This window comes from Ideonella azotifigens (genome assembly GCF_021043325.1).
Lineage (GTDB): Bacteria > Pseudomonadota > Gammaproteobacteria > Burkholderiales > Burkholderiaceae_C > Ideonella > Ideonella azotifigens.
Window position 1 is genome coordinate 132605 of record NZ_JAJNKD010000017.1, and the last position, 20793, is coordinate 153397.

1 protein-coding gene is annotated in these 20793 nt (G+C 68.9%); it reads right to left on the bottom strand.

Annotation, left to right across the window (positions count from 1 at the left end; translation table 11 throughout):
• Positions 1–10: 10 nt before the first annotated feature.
• Positions 11–20782: a non-ribosomal peptide synthetase gene (locus tag LRH25_RS26545; protein ID WP_310742445.1), complete on the bottom strand. Its 20772-nt coding sequence runs from the start codon at positions 20780–20782 to the stop codon at positions 11–13.
• Positions 20783–20793: the final 11 nt, after the last annotated feature.

Consider the following 20793-nt stretch of genomic DNA (forward strand, 5'->3'; position numbering starts at 1 on the left):
TGTCTTTCGGCTATTTGTTGGCGAACGAAATGTGGGCGGCAGCATGCAAAGGCCCGCTGCTCGCCCCACGGTGGAGGCTGGCCGAGATCTCGCGCGCCAGCTTCTCGATGTGTGGCGGCTTCACGATCGTGTAATGGCTGCCACCGATGGCCATCACCCGCAGGCGCTTGCCGAGCAAGGCGGCCCAGCCGAGCGTGAGGTCCTCGCCTTCGCGCCGCGCGGCGGCGAAGAAGCTCACCGGCGCCGCAATCAGCGGTGGCCGGTAGGCGTCGGCCGCCTTGGCACCGGCCACGTACAGCGCCACGATGCGCTTCACCTGCGCCGCATCGAGCTGCGTCGGCAGCAGCTGCTCGCGTTGGCACACCTGGATGATGGCGTCCAGTTGCCCGGCGCTCGCCAGCTGTGTGACCTCGTCGTAGACGGGATGCTGGCTCGCGTCGACCCACTCGGGGTGCAGGTCGATGACCCAGTGCAGCAGGGCGCTGCATTCGTCGACCTCGCGGGCCGCCTCGCCCGGCTCGCTGGCCAGCGGGCAGCCGCTGTCGATCATGCCCACGAAGGCCACCGTCTCCCCTGCGCCAAGCAGCTGGTGCGCGATCTCGTAGGCGATCATGCCACCCAGGGACCAGCCCGCGAGCTGGTAGGGCCCGCTTGCCTGGACCTGGCGGATGGCACCGAGGTAGGCACGCGCCATCTCGGCGATGCTGGCATGCGGCTTCTCGCCACTGGCAAAGCCGCTGGCGGCCAAGGCGTACACGGGCTGATTCGGGGCCAGGTGTCGCGACAGGTCGAACGCATACTGCACTTCGCCGCCAATTGGATGGATCAGGAACAGCGGCGTGGCGTCCCCGCGGGTGCGGATCCGGACCAGGTTCGGATGCCTGGCGGCCGTCGCATGCGAATCGATGAACTTCGCCAGGGCCGCCAGCGACGGGTGGGCAAAGAGGTCTCTCAAAACCATCCCGTTGACGCCGCGATCGCGCAGCTTTGCCACCATTTGCGTGGCCAGCAGCGAGTGGCCACCGAGCAGGAAGAAGTCGTCCTCGGCCCCCACCTTGTCGATCTGCAGCAGCTCGGCCCAGACCTCCGCGATGGCCTGTTCGGTCGGCGTGCGCGGCGGCATGTATGCGGCCTGGCTTTGCGCCATCTCAGGCACCGGCAAGGCTTTGCGATCGACCTTGCCGTTGGGGGTCAGCGGCAACACGTCCAACATCACGTAGGCGCTCGGCAGCATGAAGCTGGCCAGTTCCTCCGCCAGTTCGGCACGCAGGGCGTCCTCGTCCAGCGCGTGCCCGGCATGTGGCACCACGTAGGCCACCAGCCGCTTGTCGCCGCCAGGCGCCTCATGCGCCAGCACCACCGCCTCCCGGATGCCGTGGGCCGCAGCCAGCTTGGCCTCGATCTCGCCCAGCTCGATCCGGAAGCCGCGGATCTTGACCTGGAAGTCATTGCGTCCCAGGTACTCGATCTCGCCGCCCGGCAGGTACCTGGCGAGGTCGCCGGTCTTGTACAGCCTGCCGCCCGGCAAGCGGCCGAAGGGGTCGGCGATGAAGCGTTCCGCCGTCAGCTCTGGTTGGTTCAGGTAGCCGCGGGCGACGCCGGCACCGCCGATGTGGATCTCGCCTGCCACGCCAACCGGTACCGGCTGTAAACGGCTGTCGAGGATGTAGACCTGGGTGTTGGCCGCCGGGCGGCCGATCGGGATCTCACCCGGCGGCAAGGCCTGGCGAGCGTCCATCTTCCAGGCCGTGGCGTACACCGTCGCCTCGGTCGGGCCATAGGTGTTGAGCCAGGCCGTGCCTGCCTGCACTGCGCGCCGCCACGGACCGAGGTGGCGGCGCTCCGCCTTCTCGCCGCCCACCACGACCAGGCGCAGCGCGCCGGGTTCAGCGCCGCTCGCGGGCGCTGCGTTCTGCGCCCACTGTTGCCAGAAGGCAGTCGGCAGCTCGGCCACGGTGATGCCCATGTCGGCGATGAAGTTCAGGAAGACCTCGTCTGGCGCGACCAGGTCGGCCGGCCGCAGCACCAGGGTGGCGCCCACCGTCAGCGCGGGAAAGATCTCCTCGACCGACGCGTCGAACGCGACCGAGGCGAACTGCAGCACACGGTCCTCTTCAGAGAGCGCGCACAGGCGCACATGGCCCTGGATCAGGTTGACCACCGACGCATGCTCGACCATCACGCCCTTGGGTTGCCCGGTCGAGCCCGAGGTGTAGATCACATAGGCGAGGCGGCGCCCCGCCGACCCATCGGCTTCAAGCTCGGGGTTGACGCCCGCCTGATGAGCCCAGTGCTGTGCGTCCGCCTGAAGGTCCAGGTTCGGCATGCCCTGCGCCTGCAAGGTCGCCGCCAGGCGCGAACGGGTGGCCTGGCGCAGGCAGGTCAGCACCGCCACCGGCGCGCTGTCGTGCAGCATGTGGGACAGGCGGTCCGCCGGATAGGCTGGATCGAGCGGCACGTAGGCGCCGCCTGCCTTGAGCGTCGCCAGCAAGGCCATCACCATCTCCACGCCACGTTCCGCGCAGATCGCGACACGCGACTCGGGCCCAACGCCCAGCACCATCAAATGGTGCGCCAGCCGGTTGGCCTGTGCGTTCAGCTCGGCGTAGCTGAGCGAGCGGCCCTCATGGACGACGGCCACCTTGTGCGGCGTGCGCGCCACCTGCGCCTCGAACAGCTGCTGGACCTGCGTGGATTGCGGGTCCACGCCGGGGAACGCCGTGGCGGTGTCGTTCCATTCGGCCAGCATGCGCTGGCGCTCGCCGCTGCCCAGCAGGTCCAGCTCCCCAACCGGCGTGTCGGGATCAGTCACGATGGCCTGCAGCAGGCGCGTGAAGTGGCCGGCCAGGCGCGCGATCGTGCTGGCGTCGAACAGGTCGGTGCTGTATTCGAAGTCGCCATGCAACCCGTCTGCACTTTCGGTCAGGGTCAGGGTCAGATCGAACTTGGCGGTGACGACGGGGCCGGCAACAAACGACATCGACAGGTCCGGCATTTCCGGCCGGGCCATGGGCGCGTTCTGAAGGGCCAGCATCACCTGGAACAGCGGCGTGTGACGGGCATGCCGGCCGGGCTGCAAGGCCTCCACCACCTGCTCGAAGGGCACATCCTGGTTCGCGTAGGCATCCAGCGTGTGGCCCCTCACCTGCGCCAGCAGCGCAGAGAATCCAAGGCTGAGGTCGACCTGCGTGCGAATCACCAGCGTGTTGACGAACAGGCCGATCAAGCCCTCGATCTCGGTGCGGTTGCGGTTGGCGATGGGCGTGCCGATGCAGATGTCGGTCTGCCCGGCCTGGCGCGCCAGCAGGACGTTGAAGGCCGCGCACAGGGTCATGAACAAGGTGCTCTGCGTCTTCCTGCTGAGCGCCCGCAGCCTGGCAGAGAGCTCCGCGGGCAGCGCATACGGCAAGGAGGCGCCGTCTTGGCGCTGCACAGGCGGGCGCGGCCGGTCAGTGGGCAAATCCAGCAGCGCGGGCGCCCCATTCAGGCGCTGCTGCCAGTAGCCCAGTTGCCGCGCCAGGCGTTCGCCGCTCAGCCACTGCCGCTGCCGGGCGGCAAAGTCGACGTAGCGCATGGGCAGCTCGGGCAGCGCCAGCGGCAGCCCCGCGGCGTGGCTCGCATAGAGCGCACCGAATTCCCGCACCAGGATGCCGATGGACCAGCCGTCGAAGACGATGTGATGCACGGTCAGCAGCAGCAGATGCTGCTCGTCGCCGAGCTGCAGCAGGCCACCCCGGATCAGCGGGCCTGTCGTCAGGTCAAAAGGCAGCTGCGCTTCGGCCAGCATGCGCGCGGCCACTGCTGCGTCGCGCGCCTGCTGCGTCGAGTGGCGCAGGTCATCGAACGGGAGCGCCAGGTCCACTCGCTGCAACAGCCGCAGCACCGGTGTGCCGCCGGCGCTCTGGAAACAGGCGCGCAGCGCGTCGTGGCGACACACGAGGTCGTTCAGCGCCGCCTGCAACGCGGGCCGGTTCAGCTTGCCTTCGAGACGGAACGCGATCGGGACGTTGTAGGTGGCACTCGGGCCCTCCAGCTGATCCAGGAACCACAGGCGCTGCTGGGCCAGCGACGGCGGGAAGGCTTGTGCTGGCAACTCGGCCGGCAAGCCCAGGGCGGCCGGCGTCTGCGGCGCTTCCGGTGACTCGGCCCCCGCGGGCGCGAGGATGGCGGCCAGGTCCGCCAGCACCGGCGTCTCGAAGACGGTGCGCAGCGAAATGGCGGTGCCGAATTTCGCCCCCAGGCGCGACATCAACTGCGTGGCCAGCAACGAATGGCCGCCAAGCGCAAAGAAGTCGTCGTGCACACCCACCTTGTCGACCTGCAGCAGCTCGGCCCAGACTTCGGCCACGGCCTGTTCGGCCGCCGTGCGAGGCGCCAGGTATTCGGCCTCGCCCTGTGACATGTCCGGTGCGGGCAGCGCCTTGCGGTCCACCTTGCCATTGGCCGTCAGCGGCATCGCCGCCAGGCTCACGAAGTGGCTGGGCAGCATGTACTCGGGCAGGCTTTGCGCCAGCGCCGTGCGCAGCTGCGCCTCGTCGGGCAAGCTGTGCCCGTCATGCGCCACCAGGTAGGCCACCAGGCGCGGGATCTTGCGCTCGTCCTCCCGCGCCAGCACCACCACGTCGCGCACGGCCTGCATGGCCCCCAGCGCGCTCTCGATCTCGCCCAGCTCGATGCGCAGCCCGCGGATCTTGACCTGGTGGTCGCTGCGGCCCAGGTACTCGATGTTGCCGTCGGGCAGGTAGCGCGCCAGGTCGCCCGAGCGGTACATCCTGGCCCCGGGCTCTGCGCTGAACGGGTTGGGGATGAAGCTCTGTTCGGTCAGCTCGGGCCGGTTGATGTAGCCCCGCGCCAGGCCGATGCCGGCGATGAACAGGTGGCCGACCACGCCGATGGGCACCGGGTTGAGCAAGTCGTCGAGGATGTGGATCTGGATGTTGGCAATCGGCTTGCCAATCGGCACGCACTGCAGTTCGCTGTCCTTGTGGCATTGCCAGTAGGTGACGTCCACCGAGGCTTCGGTGGGGCCGTAGAGGTTGTGCAGTTCGACGTGGTCCCAGGTCTGGAAGAAGCGCTGCTGCAGCTCCAGCGGCAGGGCCTGGCCGCTGCACATGACCTGGCGCAGCGACCTGGCACTGGCGGGCTTGGCTTCGTTGAGGAACACGTCCAGCATCGGCGGCACGAAGTGCAGCGTGGTGATGCGTTCGTCATCGATCACGCGCGCCAGGTAGGCCACGTCCTGGTGGCCGCCGGGCCTGGCCACGACCAGGGTCGCGCCTTCGAGCAGCGGCCAGAAGAATTCCCACACCGAGACGTCGAAGCTGAAGGGGGTCTTCTGCAGCACCCTGTCCGCTGCCGTCAGCGGGTAGGCCTCCTGCATCCATTGCAGGCGGTTGACGATGCCCCGGTGCTCGATGCCCACGCCCTTGGGCTTGCCGGTGGAGCCGGAGGTGTAGATGACATAGGCCAAATGGCCTGGCTGGGTCAGGTTCTCCAGGTTGCCGGGGTCGACCAGCAGCCTCTCGTCGCTGTCCAGCACGATCACCGGCAGGTCGGGCGTGGCGGGCACGCGGTCCTGCAGGTGGCTTTGGGTGAGCACGGCCACGGGGCGGGCGTCTGCCAGGATGGTGGCCAGGCGCTCGGCCGGGAAGCCGGGGTCCAGTGGCACGTAGGCGCCGCCGGCCTTCAGGGTGGCATACAGGCCGACGATCATCTCGACGGAGCGCTCCATGCACAGGCCCACGAGCGAGTCCGGGCCAACGCCCAGGCTGCGCAGCTGGCGCGCCAGGCGGTTGGCCTGCGCGTTGAGTTCGGCGTAGCTCAGCGAGGCACCCTCGTAGACCACGGCGGTGCGCTCGGGGCTGCGTTGCACCTGGGCTTCGAAGAGCTGGTGCAGGGTGTTGCTGCCCGGGGCCACCCGCGGGTAGACGGTGGCGGTGTCGTTGAAGCCGTACAGGAGCTGCTGGCGCTCGGCTGCGCCCAGCATCGGCAGCTCGCCCACCGGGCGCTCGGGATCTTCCACGATGGCCCGCAGCAGCTGCGTGAAGTGGCCGGCCATGCGCTCGATGGTCGCGGCCTCGAACAGGTCGGTGTTGTACTCCAGCTCGCCGTGCAGGCCTTGCGGGTCTTCGGTCAGCGTCAGCGTCAGGTCGAACTTCGCCGTCACTCGCTCACCCGGCACGAACGCCAGTTGCAGGCCGGGCAATTCCAGCTTCATCGGCGCGTTCTGCAAGACCAGCATGACCTGGAACAGCGGCGTGAAGCTGCTGTCGCGCTCAGGCTGAAGCGCCTCGACCAATTGCTCGAACTGCACGTCCTGGTTCGCGTAGGCATCCAGCGTGTGGCCCCTCACCTGCGCCAGCAGCGCATTGAATCCGAGGCCGAGGTCGACCTGAGTACGCAGCACCAGCGTGTTGACGAACAGGCCGATCAGCCCCTCGATCTCGGCGCGGTTGCGGTTGGCGATGGGCGTGCCGATGCAGATGTCGGTCTGCCCGGCCTGGCGCGCCAGCAGCACGTTGAAGGCGGCGCACAGTGTCATGAACAAGGTGCTCTGGCGCTTTCGGCCCAGCGCCAGCAGCTTGGCATGCACCTCCGCAGGCACGGCATACGCCACCGAGGCGCCGGATTGGCTCTGCACCGCAGGGCGTGGCCTGTCGGTGGGCAAGGCCAGCAGCTGCGGACTGCCCGCGAGTTGCTGGCGCCAGTAAGCCAGTTGCTGCGCCAGCACCTCGCCAGCCAGCCATTGCCGCTGCCAGCGGGCGAAATCGACGTAGCGCATCGGCAGCTCGGGCAGCGCCGCGGTGGCCCCCATCGCGCGGCCGGCATACAGCACACCGACTTCCCGCACCAGGATGCCCATGGACCAGCCGTCGGAGACGATGTGGTGCATCGTCAGCAGCAGCAGGTGTTCCTCGTCGCCGAGCTGCAGCAGGCCACCGCGGACCAACGGGCCGGTCTGCAGGTCGAATGGGGTGCGCGCCTGGTCCAGCATCAACCACTGCATCCGGGCCTCGCGCTCCATGCGCGGCAGATCGCGCAGGTCGTTGAGCGCCAGCGTCACCTCCAGGCGCGGCAGGATCTTCTGCACCGGCATGCCGCCGGTGCTTTCGAAGTACGCGCGCAGCGCGTCATGGCGGCCGATCACCGCGTTGAACGCGAAGGCCAGGGCCTCGTGGTCCAGCTTGCCCGTGAGGCGCACGGCCGCGGGGATGTTGTAGAGCGGGCTGTGGCGTTCCAGCTGGTCCAGGAACCACAGCCGCTGCTGGGCAAAGGACAGCGGATGACCTTCCGAGGTCTCGGCCGGCGCGGACGGCACGGCGGCCGGCACGGCGGCCGGCACAGCGGTCGGTTCTGCGGTCGGTTCGGCCTCATCGGGCGCCACCAGTTGCACCATCTCGCCCAGCGTGGGCGCCTCGAAGATTGCGCGCAGCGAGATCTCGGTGCCAAACGCCGCGTTGACGCGCGACATCAGCTGCGTGGCCAGCAAGGAATGGCCGCCCAGGTCGAAGAAGTTGTCGCCCAGGCCGACCTGTTCGACCTTCAGCACGTCCTTCCAGACCGCTGCCAGCTTCAGCGCGTTCTCGGTGCGGGGCGCCAGGTATGCGACCTCGCTCTGTGACATGTCAGGCGCGGGCAGCGCCTTGCGGTCCACCTTGCCATTGGCCGTCAGCGGCATCGCCTCCAGGCTCACGAAGTGGCTGGGCAGCATGTACTCGGGCAGGCTTTGCGCCAGCGCCGTGCGCAGCTGCGCCTCGTCGGGCAAGCTGTGCCCGTCATGCGCCACCAGGTAGGCCACCAGGCGCGGGATCTTGCGCTCGTCCTCCCGCGCCAGCACCACCACGTCGCGCACGGCCTGCACGGCCCCCAGCGCGCTCTCGATCTCGCCCAGCTCGATGCGCAGCCCGCGGATCTTGACCTGGTGGTCGCTGCGGCCCAGGTACTCGATGTTGCCGTCGGGCAGGTAGCGCGCCAGGTCGCCCGAGCGGTACATCCTGGCCCCGGGCTCTGCGCTGAACGGGTTGGGGATGAAGCTCTGTTCGGTCAGCTCGGGCCGGTTGATGTAGCCCCGCGCCAGGCCGATGCCGGCGATGAACAGGTGGCCGACCACGCCGATGGGCACCGGGTTGAGCAAGTCGTCGAGGATGTGGATCTGGATGTTGGCAATCGGCTTGCCAATCGGCACGCACTGCAGCTCGCTGTCCTTGTGGCACTGCCAATAAGTGACGTCGACCGAGGCTTCGGTGGGGCCGTAGAGGTTGTGCAGTTCGACGTGGTCCCAGGTCTGGAAGAAGCGCTGCTGCAGTTCCAGCGGCAGGGCCTGGCCGCTGCACATGACCTGGCGCAGCGACCTGGCACTGCCGGGCCTGGCTTCGTTGAGGAACACGTCGAGCATCGGCGGCACGAAGTGCAGCGTGGTGATGCGCTGTTCATCGATCACGCGCGCCAGGTAGGCCACGTCCTGGTGGCCGCCGGGCCTGGCCACGACCAGGGTCGCGCCTTCGAGCAGCGGCCAGAAGAATTCCCACACCGAGACGTCGAAGCTGAAGGGAGTCTTCTGCAGCACCCTGTCTGCCGCGGTCAGCGGATAGGCTTGCTGCATCCACTGCAGGCGGTTGACGATGCCCCGGTGCTCGATGCCCACGCCCTTGGGCTTGCCGGTGGAGCCGGAGGTGTAGATGACATAGGCCAAAAGGCCTGGCTCGGTCAGATTCTCCAGGTTGCCGGGGTCGACCAGCAGTTCGGCGCCGTCGTCCAACACGATCACCGGCAGGCCAGGGGTGGCCGGCACGCGGTCCTGCAGATGGCTTTGCGTGAGCACGGCCACCGGCTTGGCGTCGTCCAGGATGGTGGCCAGGCGCTCGGCCGGGAAGCCGGGGTCCAGTGGCACGTAGGCGCCGCCGGCCTTCAGGGTGGCATAGAGGCCGACGATCATCTCGACGGAGCGCTCCATGCACAGGCCCACGAGCGAGTCGGGCCCTACGCCCAGGCTGCGCAGCTGGCGCGCCAGGCGGTTGGCCTGCGCGTTGAGTTCGGCGTAGCTCAGCGAGGCACCCTCGTAGACCACGGCGGTGCGCTCGGGGCTGCGTTGCACCTGGGCTTCGAAGAGCTGGTGCAGGGTGTTGCTGCCAGGGGCCACCCGCGGGTAGACGGTGGCGGTGTCGTTGAAGCCGTGCAGCAGTTGCTGGCGCTCGGCTGCGCCCAGCATCGGCAGCTCGCCCACCGGGCGCTCGGGATCTTCCACGATGGCCCGCAGCAGCTGCGTGAAGTGGCCGGCCATGCGCTCGATGGTCGCGGCCTCGAACAGGTCGGTGTTGTACTCCAGCTCGCCGTGCAGGCCTTGCGGGTCTTCGGTCAGCGTCAGCGTCAGGTCAAACTTCGCCGTCACTCGCTCGGCCTGCATCAGCTCGGCGCGCAGGCCAGGCAAAACCAGCCCGGTCATCGGCGCGTTCTGCAGCACCAGCATCACCTGGAACAAGGGCGAGTAGCTGGTGTGCCGCTCCGGCCGCACGGCCTCGACCAGTTGTTCGAAGGGCACGTCCTGGTGGTCGTAGGCTTCCAGCGTGGTCTGCCGCACCTGCCGCAGCAGGCTGAGGAAGTCCTGCGCCAGGTCCACCTGGGTGCGCAGCACCAGCGTGTTGACGAAGAAGCCGATCAGGTTCTCGATTTCGGTGCGGTTGCGGTTGGCGATGGGCGTGCCGATGCAGATGTCGGTCTGGCCCGAATGCCGCGCCATCAGCACATTGAAGGCCGCGCACAGCGCCATGAACAGCGTGCCCTGCGCCTGGTGGCCCAGTGCCCGCAGGCCGGCCACCGCTGCCGCCGGCACGGTGAACGGCAGGGCCGCGCCCCGGTGGCCCAGCTTGGTCGGCCGCGGCCGGTCCGTGGGCAGGGCCAGCAACTGCGGGCTGCCTTCCAGCTTGCGCTGCCAGTAGCCCAGCTGCCGTGCCAGCAGGCCGCCGCTCAGGCGCTGGCGTTGCCATTCGGCAAAGTCCGCGTACTGGATGGGCAAGGCCGGCAAGGCGGGCGGCAGGCCCTGCAGGAAGGACCGGTACAGGGCCGCCACCTCCTGCACCACGATGCCCATGGACCAGCCATCCGAGACGATGTGGTGCATGGTCACCAGCAGCAGGTGCGCATCGCTGGCCAGCCGCAGCAGGCGGAAGCGGATCAGCGGGCCGGTCGCCAGGTCGAACGGCTGGTCCGCCTCAGCTTGCAGCTGTTCACGGGTTTGTGCCTCGCGCTGCGCTGTGGGCAGGCCGCTGAGGTCCAGCGTCTGCAGCGGCAACACCAGCGCCGGCGCGATGACCTGCACCGGCTCGCCCGCTTCCATCGCGAACGAGGTGCGCAGCGCCTCGTGGCGGCGCACGATCTCGTTGAGCGTGCGCGCCAGCGCGTCGGTGTCCAGCTGGCCAGTCAGCCGCACGGCGGCCGGGATGTTGTAGATGGCCAAGCCCGGCTCGTACTGGTCCAGGAACCACAGCCGCTGCTGCGCGAACGACAGCGGCCACGAGGTCCTGCCCGCTTGCCGCGGCATGGGCTTGACGGCCGCCGGCGCAGCCCGTTCGGCAGCGGCGGGTGTCGGCGGTTCAGGCTCCGCCGGCTCCTGGGGTGGCATGGCCGGCTCCATGCCGGCCGCAAGAGAGTCACCCGCAAACTCAGCAGCAAAAGGATAGGTGGGCAGGCTGATCTGCTTGGGACGGGCAGCGCCATCCGCGGCTGGGTGCAGGCGCTGCCAGTCCAGGTCGAAGCCTTGGGCCCACAGATCGGCCAGCTTGCCGAACTTGCCCTTGGCAATCCAGGCCCGCACGGTGGCGTCCATGTCCTCGTCGTCCAGCAGCGCGGCCAGCGCCTGCCGCCCGGCTTGCCCGCGATGCAGGCCGCCAAGCTGCAAGTTGCCCGCGATGAAGGCGGCCAGCTTGGCCCGCAAATCGTCCAGCGAATCCACCTGCAGCGCCAGGCGCTCTGCCATGGCCTCGCGGCCCACCTGCAGCGTGTAAGCCAGGTTGGCCAGCGTCAGCCCGGCCGTGGGCTGCGGCGTGGCGATGGCCGCCAGCAGCCGCTGCGCCTGCCGCTGCAGCGCAGCCTCGTCGCGGGCCGACAGCAGCACCAGCGCCGGTCCCTGGCCGGCGTTCGCTGCCTCGTCCGCCTCCAGCGGCGGGATGTGCTCCGCGATCACCACATGAGCGTTGGCGCCGGCAGGCCCGAACGAAGAGACGCCCGCCATCCTTGGCAACTCGCGCGGCTGGCCGTCCAGGGCCAGCACCGGGCGGCGCCAGTGGGTCAGTTGCGAACCCGCGTCCGGCAGCAGGGTCTGGTGCTTCATCTGCAGCAGCAGCTTGCTGAGGCCCACCAGGCCGCTGGCCGCCTGCGTGGTCACGTGGCTGACCGCCCGCGCATCGACCCCCGCCCGCTGCAGCGCGTCGCCGACCAGCCGGGCCTGCTGCGCAGCACGGGATGCGGCATCGCCGCGCGTCCTGCCCGGTGAGCTCACCGCACTGCCCTTGATCACGCCGTGGACATGATCGCCATCGGCCAGCGCGCGATGCAGCGGCTTGAGCACCAGCGCGCCCACGGCCTCGCCGTCCACGCCGCCGGCAATGGCCACCTCGCTGTCGCCGCTGCGCAGGCTGTCGACGGCCAGGTGCACAGCCGTCAAAGCGGACGCACCGGCAGTGTCCACCGCCATGCCGGGGCCCTGGAAATCGAAGCACTGCGACACCTGGTCGGCAATGGCCCAGCCGCGCTCGTGGCTCACCCCGACGAACAGGCCGATCTTCCAGCTGTGCGCCAGCCGGGCGGGTGTGTAGCCCGCTTCTTCGACGCTCGCATGCACCTGCTGCAGGAAAAGCCGCGCCTGCGGCCCCATCGCCTGGGCCTGCTGCGGGCTGAGGCCGAAGAACCGGGGATCGAACCCGCGGGCCTCGTTCCACAGGGCGGGCTCGGGCGCGAAGGCCGGGGCAGGCCGAGGCGTCCCCGCGAGGTGGGCCCAGAGCTCGCCGACATCGGCGGCCTGCGGGTAGCGCCCGGCCAGGCCGACGATGGCCACGTCGAAGCCGGGCCTCGCCTCGGGCTCGCTCACTCCTGGGGAGACCACCGCAGGGGCGACGGGACGCGGCACCGCGACGCGGTCCAGACCCGTCCAGCGCCGCAAGGCCTCGGCCTCGGTCTGCATGAAATGGTCGACCAGGCGCTCGATGGTGGGGTGCTCGAAAAACAGCGAGGTGCCGATGCCCTCGGCCCCGATCGCGTCGCGCAGGGCATTGGTCAGCTCCAGCGCCAGGATGGAGTCGATGCCGTATTCGTCGAAGCCGATGTGGGCCTGGATGGTTTCCACCGGCAGCCCGACGCCCTCGCTGATCAGCTGCCTGATCTGCAGGATGCTTTTTTCACGCAAGCGCTCATCCGCGGCCTGCGCTGGATTTGCAGCAATCGAATCGATCATCTCGGAGGTGTTCCGCTTGAGTTGGGTTTCGCGTGCGGCTGGCGGCACGGCTTCGTTGGCTGCGTCGCCCGGGCGCACGGCGCCGCCTGGCACCCAGTGGCGTTCCTGGGCGAAGGCATAGGTCGGCAAGCTGATGCGGCGCCGCTGGTGCGGGCCGTGCAGCGCCGCCCAGTCCAGCGCAAAGCCCTTGACCCACAGGGCCAGCAATGGGTTCAGCTCGGCATTTGCCAGCCAGCCGCGCACGGCTTGCGCATGGTCTTCGTCCGCCGGCAGGGCCGCCATGGCTGCCTTGTGCGGCCGAACCTGGCCGCGATGGCCCGCTTCCACGCCAGGCTCGCCGGCCAGGAAACGCGCCAGCTTGTCGCGCAGCTCGTCCAGCGATCCTGCGACCAGGGCCAGCCGTTCTTCCATGGCCTCTCGCCCCACCTGCAGCGTGTAGGCCAGGTCGTTCAGGTCAAGGCCTGCGTTTTCCGGCAAGGCGATGAAAGCCGAGAGCTGGCGCGCCTGCGCAAGCAAGCGCTCTTCATTGCGCGCCGAGAGCACCACCGCAACCGGCCCGGCATCGACCGCCGCCGACGCCGGCGCGATGTACTCCTCCAGCACCACGTGTGCATTCACGCCACCAAAGCCGAACGAGCTCACGCCCGCGCGGCGCGGCAGCGGCTGGCCTTTCGCGTCGCGCAGCGCTTCCCATTCGCGTGTTTGCTGCACCACGTAGAACGGGCTGCCGTCCAGGTCGATGTAGGGGTTCAGCGTCTCGCTGTGCAGGCTCTTGACCAAGGTCTTGTGCTTCATCTGCAGCAGCACCTTGACGACGCCTGCCACACCGGCTGCGAGTTCCAGGTGGCCGATGTTGGTCTTGACCGAGCCCAGGCCGCAGTGCGGTGCTGCGACTTCGCTGTCACCGGTGGCGGCATACAGCTCCTTGAACGCGGCCTTGAGCCCGTTGATCTCCACCGGGTCGCCCAGCGGCGTGCCGGTGCCGTGGGCTTCGATGTAGCTCACGGTGCGCGGGTCGATGCCAGCGTTGCGGTGTGCCTTGGCGATCACCGCGGCCTGCGCCACCGGGTTCGGGGCCGTCAGGGAATTGGCGCGCCCGCCGTGGTTCTCCGCGCTGCCGCGCACCAGGCCGTGGATGTGGTCGCCGTCGCGCTCGGCGTCCGACAGGCGCTTGAGCACCAGCATCGCCACGCCTTCACCACGCACATAGCCGTTGGCATTGCTGGCGAAGGTCTTGCAGCGGCCATCCTCGCTCAGCATGCCGGCCTTGTTGAAGCTGATGTGCATTTCCGGCGTGACCATGGTGTTCACGCCACCGGCGATGGCCAGGCCGCAGTCGCCACGCTGGATCGCCAGGATGGCCCGCCGCAGCGCCACCAGCGAGCTGGAGCAGGCCGTTTCCACCGGCTCGCTGGGCCCATGCCAGTCGAGGAAATAGCTCATGCGGTTCGGGCCGACCGAGGGCACGCCACCGGTGGACGAATAGGCTTCGCCGCCCAGGCTCACGCGGTTCAGCAGCGTGCCGTAGCCGGCAGCACCGGTGCCGACATAAATGGCTGTGTCGCTGCCCGCCAGCGCCGGCCCGGCATAGCCGGCGTCTTCCAGCGCCTTCCAGACGTGCATCATCATCAGCCGCTGCTGCGGATCCATCAGCCTGGCTTCCTTCGGCGAGATGCCGAAGAACATGGGGTCGAACTGATCGATGCCGGCCATGAAGCCGCCCCACTTGATGTGGGTGCGGTTCTGCTCGTGCGCCGGGTCGCCGAACCATTCGCGCCAGTCCCAGCGCTCGGGCGGGATCTCGGTGATGCAGTCCTGGCCCTGGGCCAGCACGCGCCAGAAGGCCTCAAGGTCCGGCGCCTGCGGGAACTGCCCGCTCATGCCGATGATGGCGATGGGCTCGTCCAGCGCCTGGCGCTGGCTCACCACCGCTGCCGGGCGGACCAGGCTGGCGCGCCCGCGCGACCGGGGGCGTTCGACCGCAGGTTCCTGCGCGAGCATGGGGGCCATGGCGTCTGTCATCTCGGCGACTGCTGGTGCGAGCAGCGGTGCGAGTGCCGCGTGGTGCTCGCTCGCCAGGTGGCCGGCCAGCGCGTCCAGCGTGGGATGCTCGAAGAAGATCGTCGGCTTCACATCGATCCGGTACTGCTGGCTCAGCGCATTGCCGAATTCGGTCAGCGAGATGGAGTCGAAACCGTATTCGCTGAGCGCCGTGTCGCCATCGATGTCTTCGGGCTTGACCTTGATCAGCTGCGACACCATCTCGACCAGCATGCGCCTGACCTTGTCCTGCAGCACGCTGCCAGCCGGGGCGGGCACGGCGGCAGGCACCGGCCTGTCGTCCTGCGGGGCACTGCCCATTGGCGAGCGCACGCCGAACTGCCGCAGGCGCACGCAGACGGCACCCTGCTCGTCGCAGAGGTCGATGTCGAAGCGTTGCACGGACTCACCGGCCTGGCTGCCGGGGCAGCGCTGCGCGATGGCCCACATCGCCAAGGTGCACGGCGCGAAGGTCTCCAGGCTGCCAAGCGCAAAGGGCAGCATCAACTGAGGCTCGCCCACTTGCAGGCCCAGCGTGGCCTGCAGGGCCGCGTCCACCAGACTGGGGTGCAGCTGGTAGTCCGGCCAGGTGGCCTGCACCGCCTCGGGCAAGACCAGCCGTGCCAGCACCTGGCCGGCGCCGACAAACAGCTCGTGCAAGCCGCGGAACGCGGGGCCGTAGCGCAAGCCCATGCGGGCGAAGCGCTCCTGGCACTGCGCGCCGCTGAGATGCGCCGCGTCGCAGCGTTGGCGCAGCGCCGCCAGGTCGTGGGCCTCGACAGGAAGCTTCGCGAGCTCGGACCTGGCCATGCCCTGGCTGTAGACCACAGCCTCGTCGCCAGCGCCTTCGCCGCGAATCTCGAAACCGAGCTCGCCGTTCGCCTCCGGGTACAGCGTCACATGCACCGGTAAGCCGCCCTCGCCCACCGCGATCGGCCGCTGCCAGGCCACGTCATGCAAGGCGATGCGACCGGCCTCGCCCAGCACTTTGCTTGCGGCCTGGCGCGCCATTTCCAGCTGGGCCGCAGCGGGCAGCACACGCGCCTCGCGCACCACGTGATCGGCCAGGAAAAAGGCCTCGCCGCTCAGCTGCGTGCTGAAGCGCAGGCCGTCCAGGTCCGAGGTGTTGCGGTGAAGCAGCGGATGCAGGGCTGCCGTCGCGGCAGCGCCGGCTGGCTTTGCATCGTCCGTCCGCACCCAATGCCGCTCGCGGGCAAAGGGATAGGTCGGCAGGCTGATGCGGCGTGGCCGCACCGCGCCGTAGAGGCGCTGCCAATCCACCGCCATGCCCTTGACCCACAGGTCCAGCAGTTTGCCCAGCTTGCCCTTGGCCATCCAGGCCTCGGCGATGGCGGCCATGTCCTCGTCACCCGCCAGCGCGGCCAGCGTGTCCTTGTGCGCCTTGACCTGGCCCCGGTAGACCTCGGCCATGGCGAGCTTGCCGGCAAGGTGGTCGGCGAGCCTCTCGCGCAGCTCCGCCAGCGAACCGACAACCAGCGCAAGGCGCTCCTCCATGGCCTTGCGCCCCACCTGCAGCGTGTAGGCCAGGTCGGCCAGCACGATGCCGGGCTCGGCTTCGATGGCCGCAAGCAGCTGCTGCACCTGTTCGGCGAGCTGGGACTCGGTGCGCGCCGAGAGCACGACGGCGACCGGGCCTGCATCGACAGCCGCCGACGCCGGTGCGATGTACTCCTCCAGCACCACGTGTGCATTCACCCCACCAAAGCCGAACGAACTGACGCCCGCGCGGCGCGGCAGCGGCCGGCCCTGCGCGTCGCGCAGCGCTTCCCATTCGCGTGTTTGCTGCACCACGTAGAACGGGCTGCCGTCCAGGTCGATGTAGGGGTTCAGCGTCTCGCTGTGCAGGCTCTTGACCAGAGTCTTGTGCTTCATCTGCAGCAGCACCTTGACGACGCCCGCCACACCTGCCGCCAGTTCCAGGTGGCCGATGTTGGTCTTGACCGAGCCCAGGCCGCAGTGCGGTGCCGCCACTGCGCTGTCGCCGATGGCCGCATACAGCTCCTTGAACGCCGCCTTGAGCCCGTTGATCTCCACCGGGTCGCCCAGCGGCGTGCCAGTGCCGTGGGCTTCGATGTAGGTCACGGTGCGGGGGTCAATGCCTGCGTTGCGGTGCGCCTTGGCGATCACCGCCGCCTGCGCCACCGGGTTCGGCGCCGTGAGGGAATTGGCCCGGCCGCCGTGGTTCTCGGCGCTGCCGCGCACCAGGCCGTGGATGTGGTCGCCGTCGCGCTCGGCGTCCGACAGGCGCTTGAGCACCAGCATCGCCACGCCTTCGCCGCGCACATAGCCGTTGGCGTTGCTGGCAAAGGTCTTGCAGCGGCCGTCCTCGCTCAGCATGCCGGCCTTGTTGAAGCTCACATGCGCCTCCGGCGCAACAAGGGTGTTGACCCCGCCGACGACGGCCACCGAAGCCTCGCCCTTCTGCAGCGCCGCCACCCCGCGCCGCAGCGCCACCAGCGAGCTGGAGCAGGCGGTTTCCACCGGCTCGCTCGCGCCATGCCAGTCGAACAGGTAGCTGAGCCGGTTGGGGCCGACCGAGGGCACGCCGCCGGTCGCGGCATAGGCTTCGCCGGCGAGGCGGGCACGGTTCAGCAGCGTGCCGTAGCCCGTCGCCCCGGTGCCGACGTAGATCGCCGTGTCGCTTCCCGCCAGCGCCGTGCCTGCGTAGCCGGCGTCCTCCAGCGCCTTCCAGACCTGGGCCATCATCAGCCGCTGCTGAGGGTCCATCAGCTCGGCTTCTTTCGGCGAGATGCCGAAGAACATCGGGTCGAATTCGTCGACACCCTCGATGAAGCCGCCCCACTTGACGTTGGTCTTGTTGTCTTCGGTGATCGGGTCGCCGAACCAGGCCTGCCAGTCCCAGCGCTCGCGCGGCACCTCGCCGATGCAGTCCTTGCCAGCCTGCAGGTTGCGCCAGAACTCGGCGATGTCCCGGGCCTGAGGGAAGTGGCCGCTCATGCCGATGATGGCGATGGGCTCGTCAACCACCGGCCTTCGGCTTGCGGTTGCCTGTCGCTGGTTGAAGAGATTGCGGCCACGCGAACCGGTGCGCTGGTGCGCCGGTGGCGCCACGGCCGGCGGCGCTGTGGGCAGCATGCTGGCCGCCCCTGCGAACCGCGGCGCCAGCGCCGCATGGTGTTCACGGGCCAGGTGGGCAGCCAGACCGCTCAGCGTCGGATGTTCGAAAAAGATCGTCGGCTTCAGGTCGAGCGTGTACTGCTGGTTCAGCGCAGCGCCGAATTCGGCCAGCGAGACCGAATCGAAGCCGTATTCGCTCAAGGCCGTCTCGCCGTCGATGTCCTCGGGCCTGACCTTGATCAGCGCCGAGACCATCGCGACCAATGCGCGCTTCACGCTTTCAGGCAAGTCGTGATCGCTGGCCTGACGGTCCGCCTGGGCGGGTTGAGGCACGGGCGGCAACGGCGCCTGGGATGGCTGGCCCAGCAGCAACTGCCGGATGCGGACGGCCTCACCGGCCACGACCAGGCATTGCGCACCGCCGCTCGCCAGGGCCTGCCGCAAGGCCAGCACGCCGTTTGCGGTGACCAGCGGGTGCAGGCCGAATTGCTGGCCCAGCAGCTTGCGTGTAGCGGCATCGACCTGCATGCCGCCTTCGTCCCACAGCGGCCAGTTCAGCGACAGGGTCTGCCCCCGGCGTTTGCCTTGCGCCACGAGGGCATTGCGATGCTGTGCAAACGCGTCCATGAACGCATTGGCCGCGGCGTAGTCTGCCTGCCCGGCATTGCCCAGCGCGCCGGCAATCGATGAGAAGCAGATGAAGAAGTCCAGCGCCATGTCGCGGCTGGCCTCGTCGAGATGAATCGTGCCGGCCACCTTGGCAGCCAGCACCTCGCGCAATTGCTGCGGCGTCTTCCTGGCGATCAGGCTGTCGCGCAGCACCCCGGCGCTGTGGACGATGCCGTCCAGTCCTTCGAACTCCTCGGGAATGCTGTGCAGCAGCTGTGTCAAGGCCGCGCCGTCGCTGACGTCGACCGCGTGATAGCGCACCACGGCACCCAGCGTTTCCAGCTCGCGAATGCTGGCCTGGATGCCTTCGTTCAATGCCGAACGGCCGGTCAGGATCAGCACCGCGTTCCTGGCGTGGCGAGCGATCTCCCGCGCGAAGATCAGGCCCAGGCCGCCGGCGCCACCGGTGATCAGGTAGACGCCGTGTGGCTTCCATGGCGAGGCGACATCAGCCGCCACCGCAAGTTCCGTCCAAGCAGCGACTTCACGCTCACCGCTGCTGGTGTATCGCACCTGCCGCGCGTTGCTGCCGCAGTTGTCCAGCAAGGCCTGCGCAAGGTCCTGCCCGGGCTGCACACCGATCACCTGACCGGTGATGCGCGGGTTCTCCACTTGCGCCGTGCGCAGCATGCCGCCCAGGCCCACCAGGGCCTGGCCTTCTCCGGTCGCCGGGACGAGCACCTGGATCAGGTGCCTGCCGGGCTGGCCGGTCAGCGCCTGCAGCTGTCCGAGCAACCCGATGGCGGCGGATTCGAAGCGTTGCGCCAGGGCACCGTCATTGGCAGGCGTCAGGCAGACGATGCCGGGCAGACGCTCTGCCAGATCGGTGGCCTCCACGCCGCACAGCAGCACGAGATGCCGAGCGAACGCGTCGCCTGTTGCCGGCGTTGCCGCTTGCGCAGTCCAGCGGGGCTGAAACAGCAAGGTCTGGACCGATGCCTGCGGCGCGACAGCCCGCGGCATCGGCAAGGGCTCGACGCGCGCAACGGTGGCCGTTGCCGAACGCAAGCTGAACCCTCCAAATCGCACACAGACATTGCCCTGCGCATCGCACAGGTCCACGTCCAACCGCTGCACCGCGTCTCCTGCACTGCTCCCAGCACTTCTGCGCACGACCGCCCACATCTCGCCCGTGCACGGCGCCATCGCCTCCAACGTGCCCAGCGCAAACGGCAGCATCAATGTTTCGCTGTCCAGTTGCAGACCCAGCGTCGCTTGCAAGGCCGCGTCCAGCAGGCTGGGGTGCAGTTGGTAGCCGCCCTGCGGCGCCGCATCCGGCAAGCTGATGCGCGCCAGCAACTGGTCCTGCCCGACATGGACTTCGCGCAAGCCCTGGAACGCCGGGCCGTAGTGCAAGCCCAATTGTTCGAAGCGGGCGTAGCACTGCGCAGCATCCAGTTGCGACTGCTGGCACTGCGCGCGCAACGCTTGCAGGTCATGCGCCTGCGCGCTGGCCGGCTGCTGGAGGTGGGCATGGCCCTGGCTGTAGACCCGGGCCTCGCCCTCGCCGTCCTCGCTGTAGATCTCGAAGCTGAGGGACCCGTCGTCTTGCGAATCCAGCGCGATGTGCAGGCTCAGGCCTTCGCTGGCCAGGACCACCGGGCGCATCCACACCACGTCACTCAGCGCCACGACCTCGTGCCCCAGCACATGGCTGGCCGCCGTGCGCGCCATCTCCAGCTGCGCCACGCCGGGCAGCACGCGCTCGCCGCGCACCACGTGGTCGGCCAGGAAGAATTCTTCGCCGCTCAGCTGCGTGCTGAAGCGCAGGCCGTCCACGTCCGAGGTGTTGCGGTGCACCAGCGGGTGCAGGCTGGCCACGGTCGCCACCAGCTGCGTTGGACTGGTCTGCACCCAGTAGCGCTCACGGGCAAACGGATAGGTGGGCAGGCTGATGCGTTGCGGCCGCTTGTCGCCGTACAAGCGACTCCATTGCACCGCCATGCCCCTGACCCACACGTCCAGCAACTTGCCATGCTTGCCCTTGGCAATCCACGCCTCGACCGCCGTGCCAAGGTCCTCGTCCCCGCTCAGCCCCGCCAGCGCGTCCTTGTTGCGCTTGACCTGGCCCCGGTACAGCTCGTCAACGTCGTTGCCTTCGAGGTAGGCCCCCAGTTTTTGGCGGAGCTCATCCGTCGAACTGACGACCAGCCCCAGCCGCTCCTCCATCGCCTCTCGCCCGACCTGCAGCGTGTAGGCCAGGTCGGCAAGGTGGATGGCCGCGTCGGTTTCGATGGCATCGCGCAGTTGCCGGACTTGTTCCTGGAGCCGGTCTTCGCTTCTGGCCGACAGCACGATGAGTGCCGGTCCGCTTTGGGTGTCTTGCGTTTGCGGTGCGCTGTATTCCTCAATCACCACATGCGCATTGGCCCCGCCCGCACCGAACGACGAGATGCCGGCAATGCGTTTGCCCACCCTCTGGATACCGGCCACTTCGCGCACCGGTGCAGGCCAGTCGGCCAGCTCCTGCTGCACGACGAAGGGCGTGGCCTCGAAGTCGATGTTGGGGTTCAGGACACTGGAGTGCAGGCTGGGCGCGA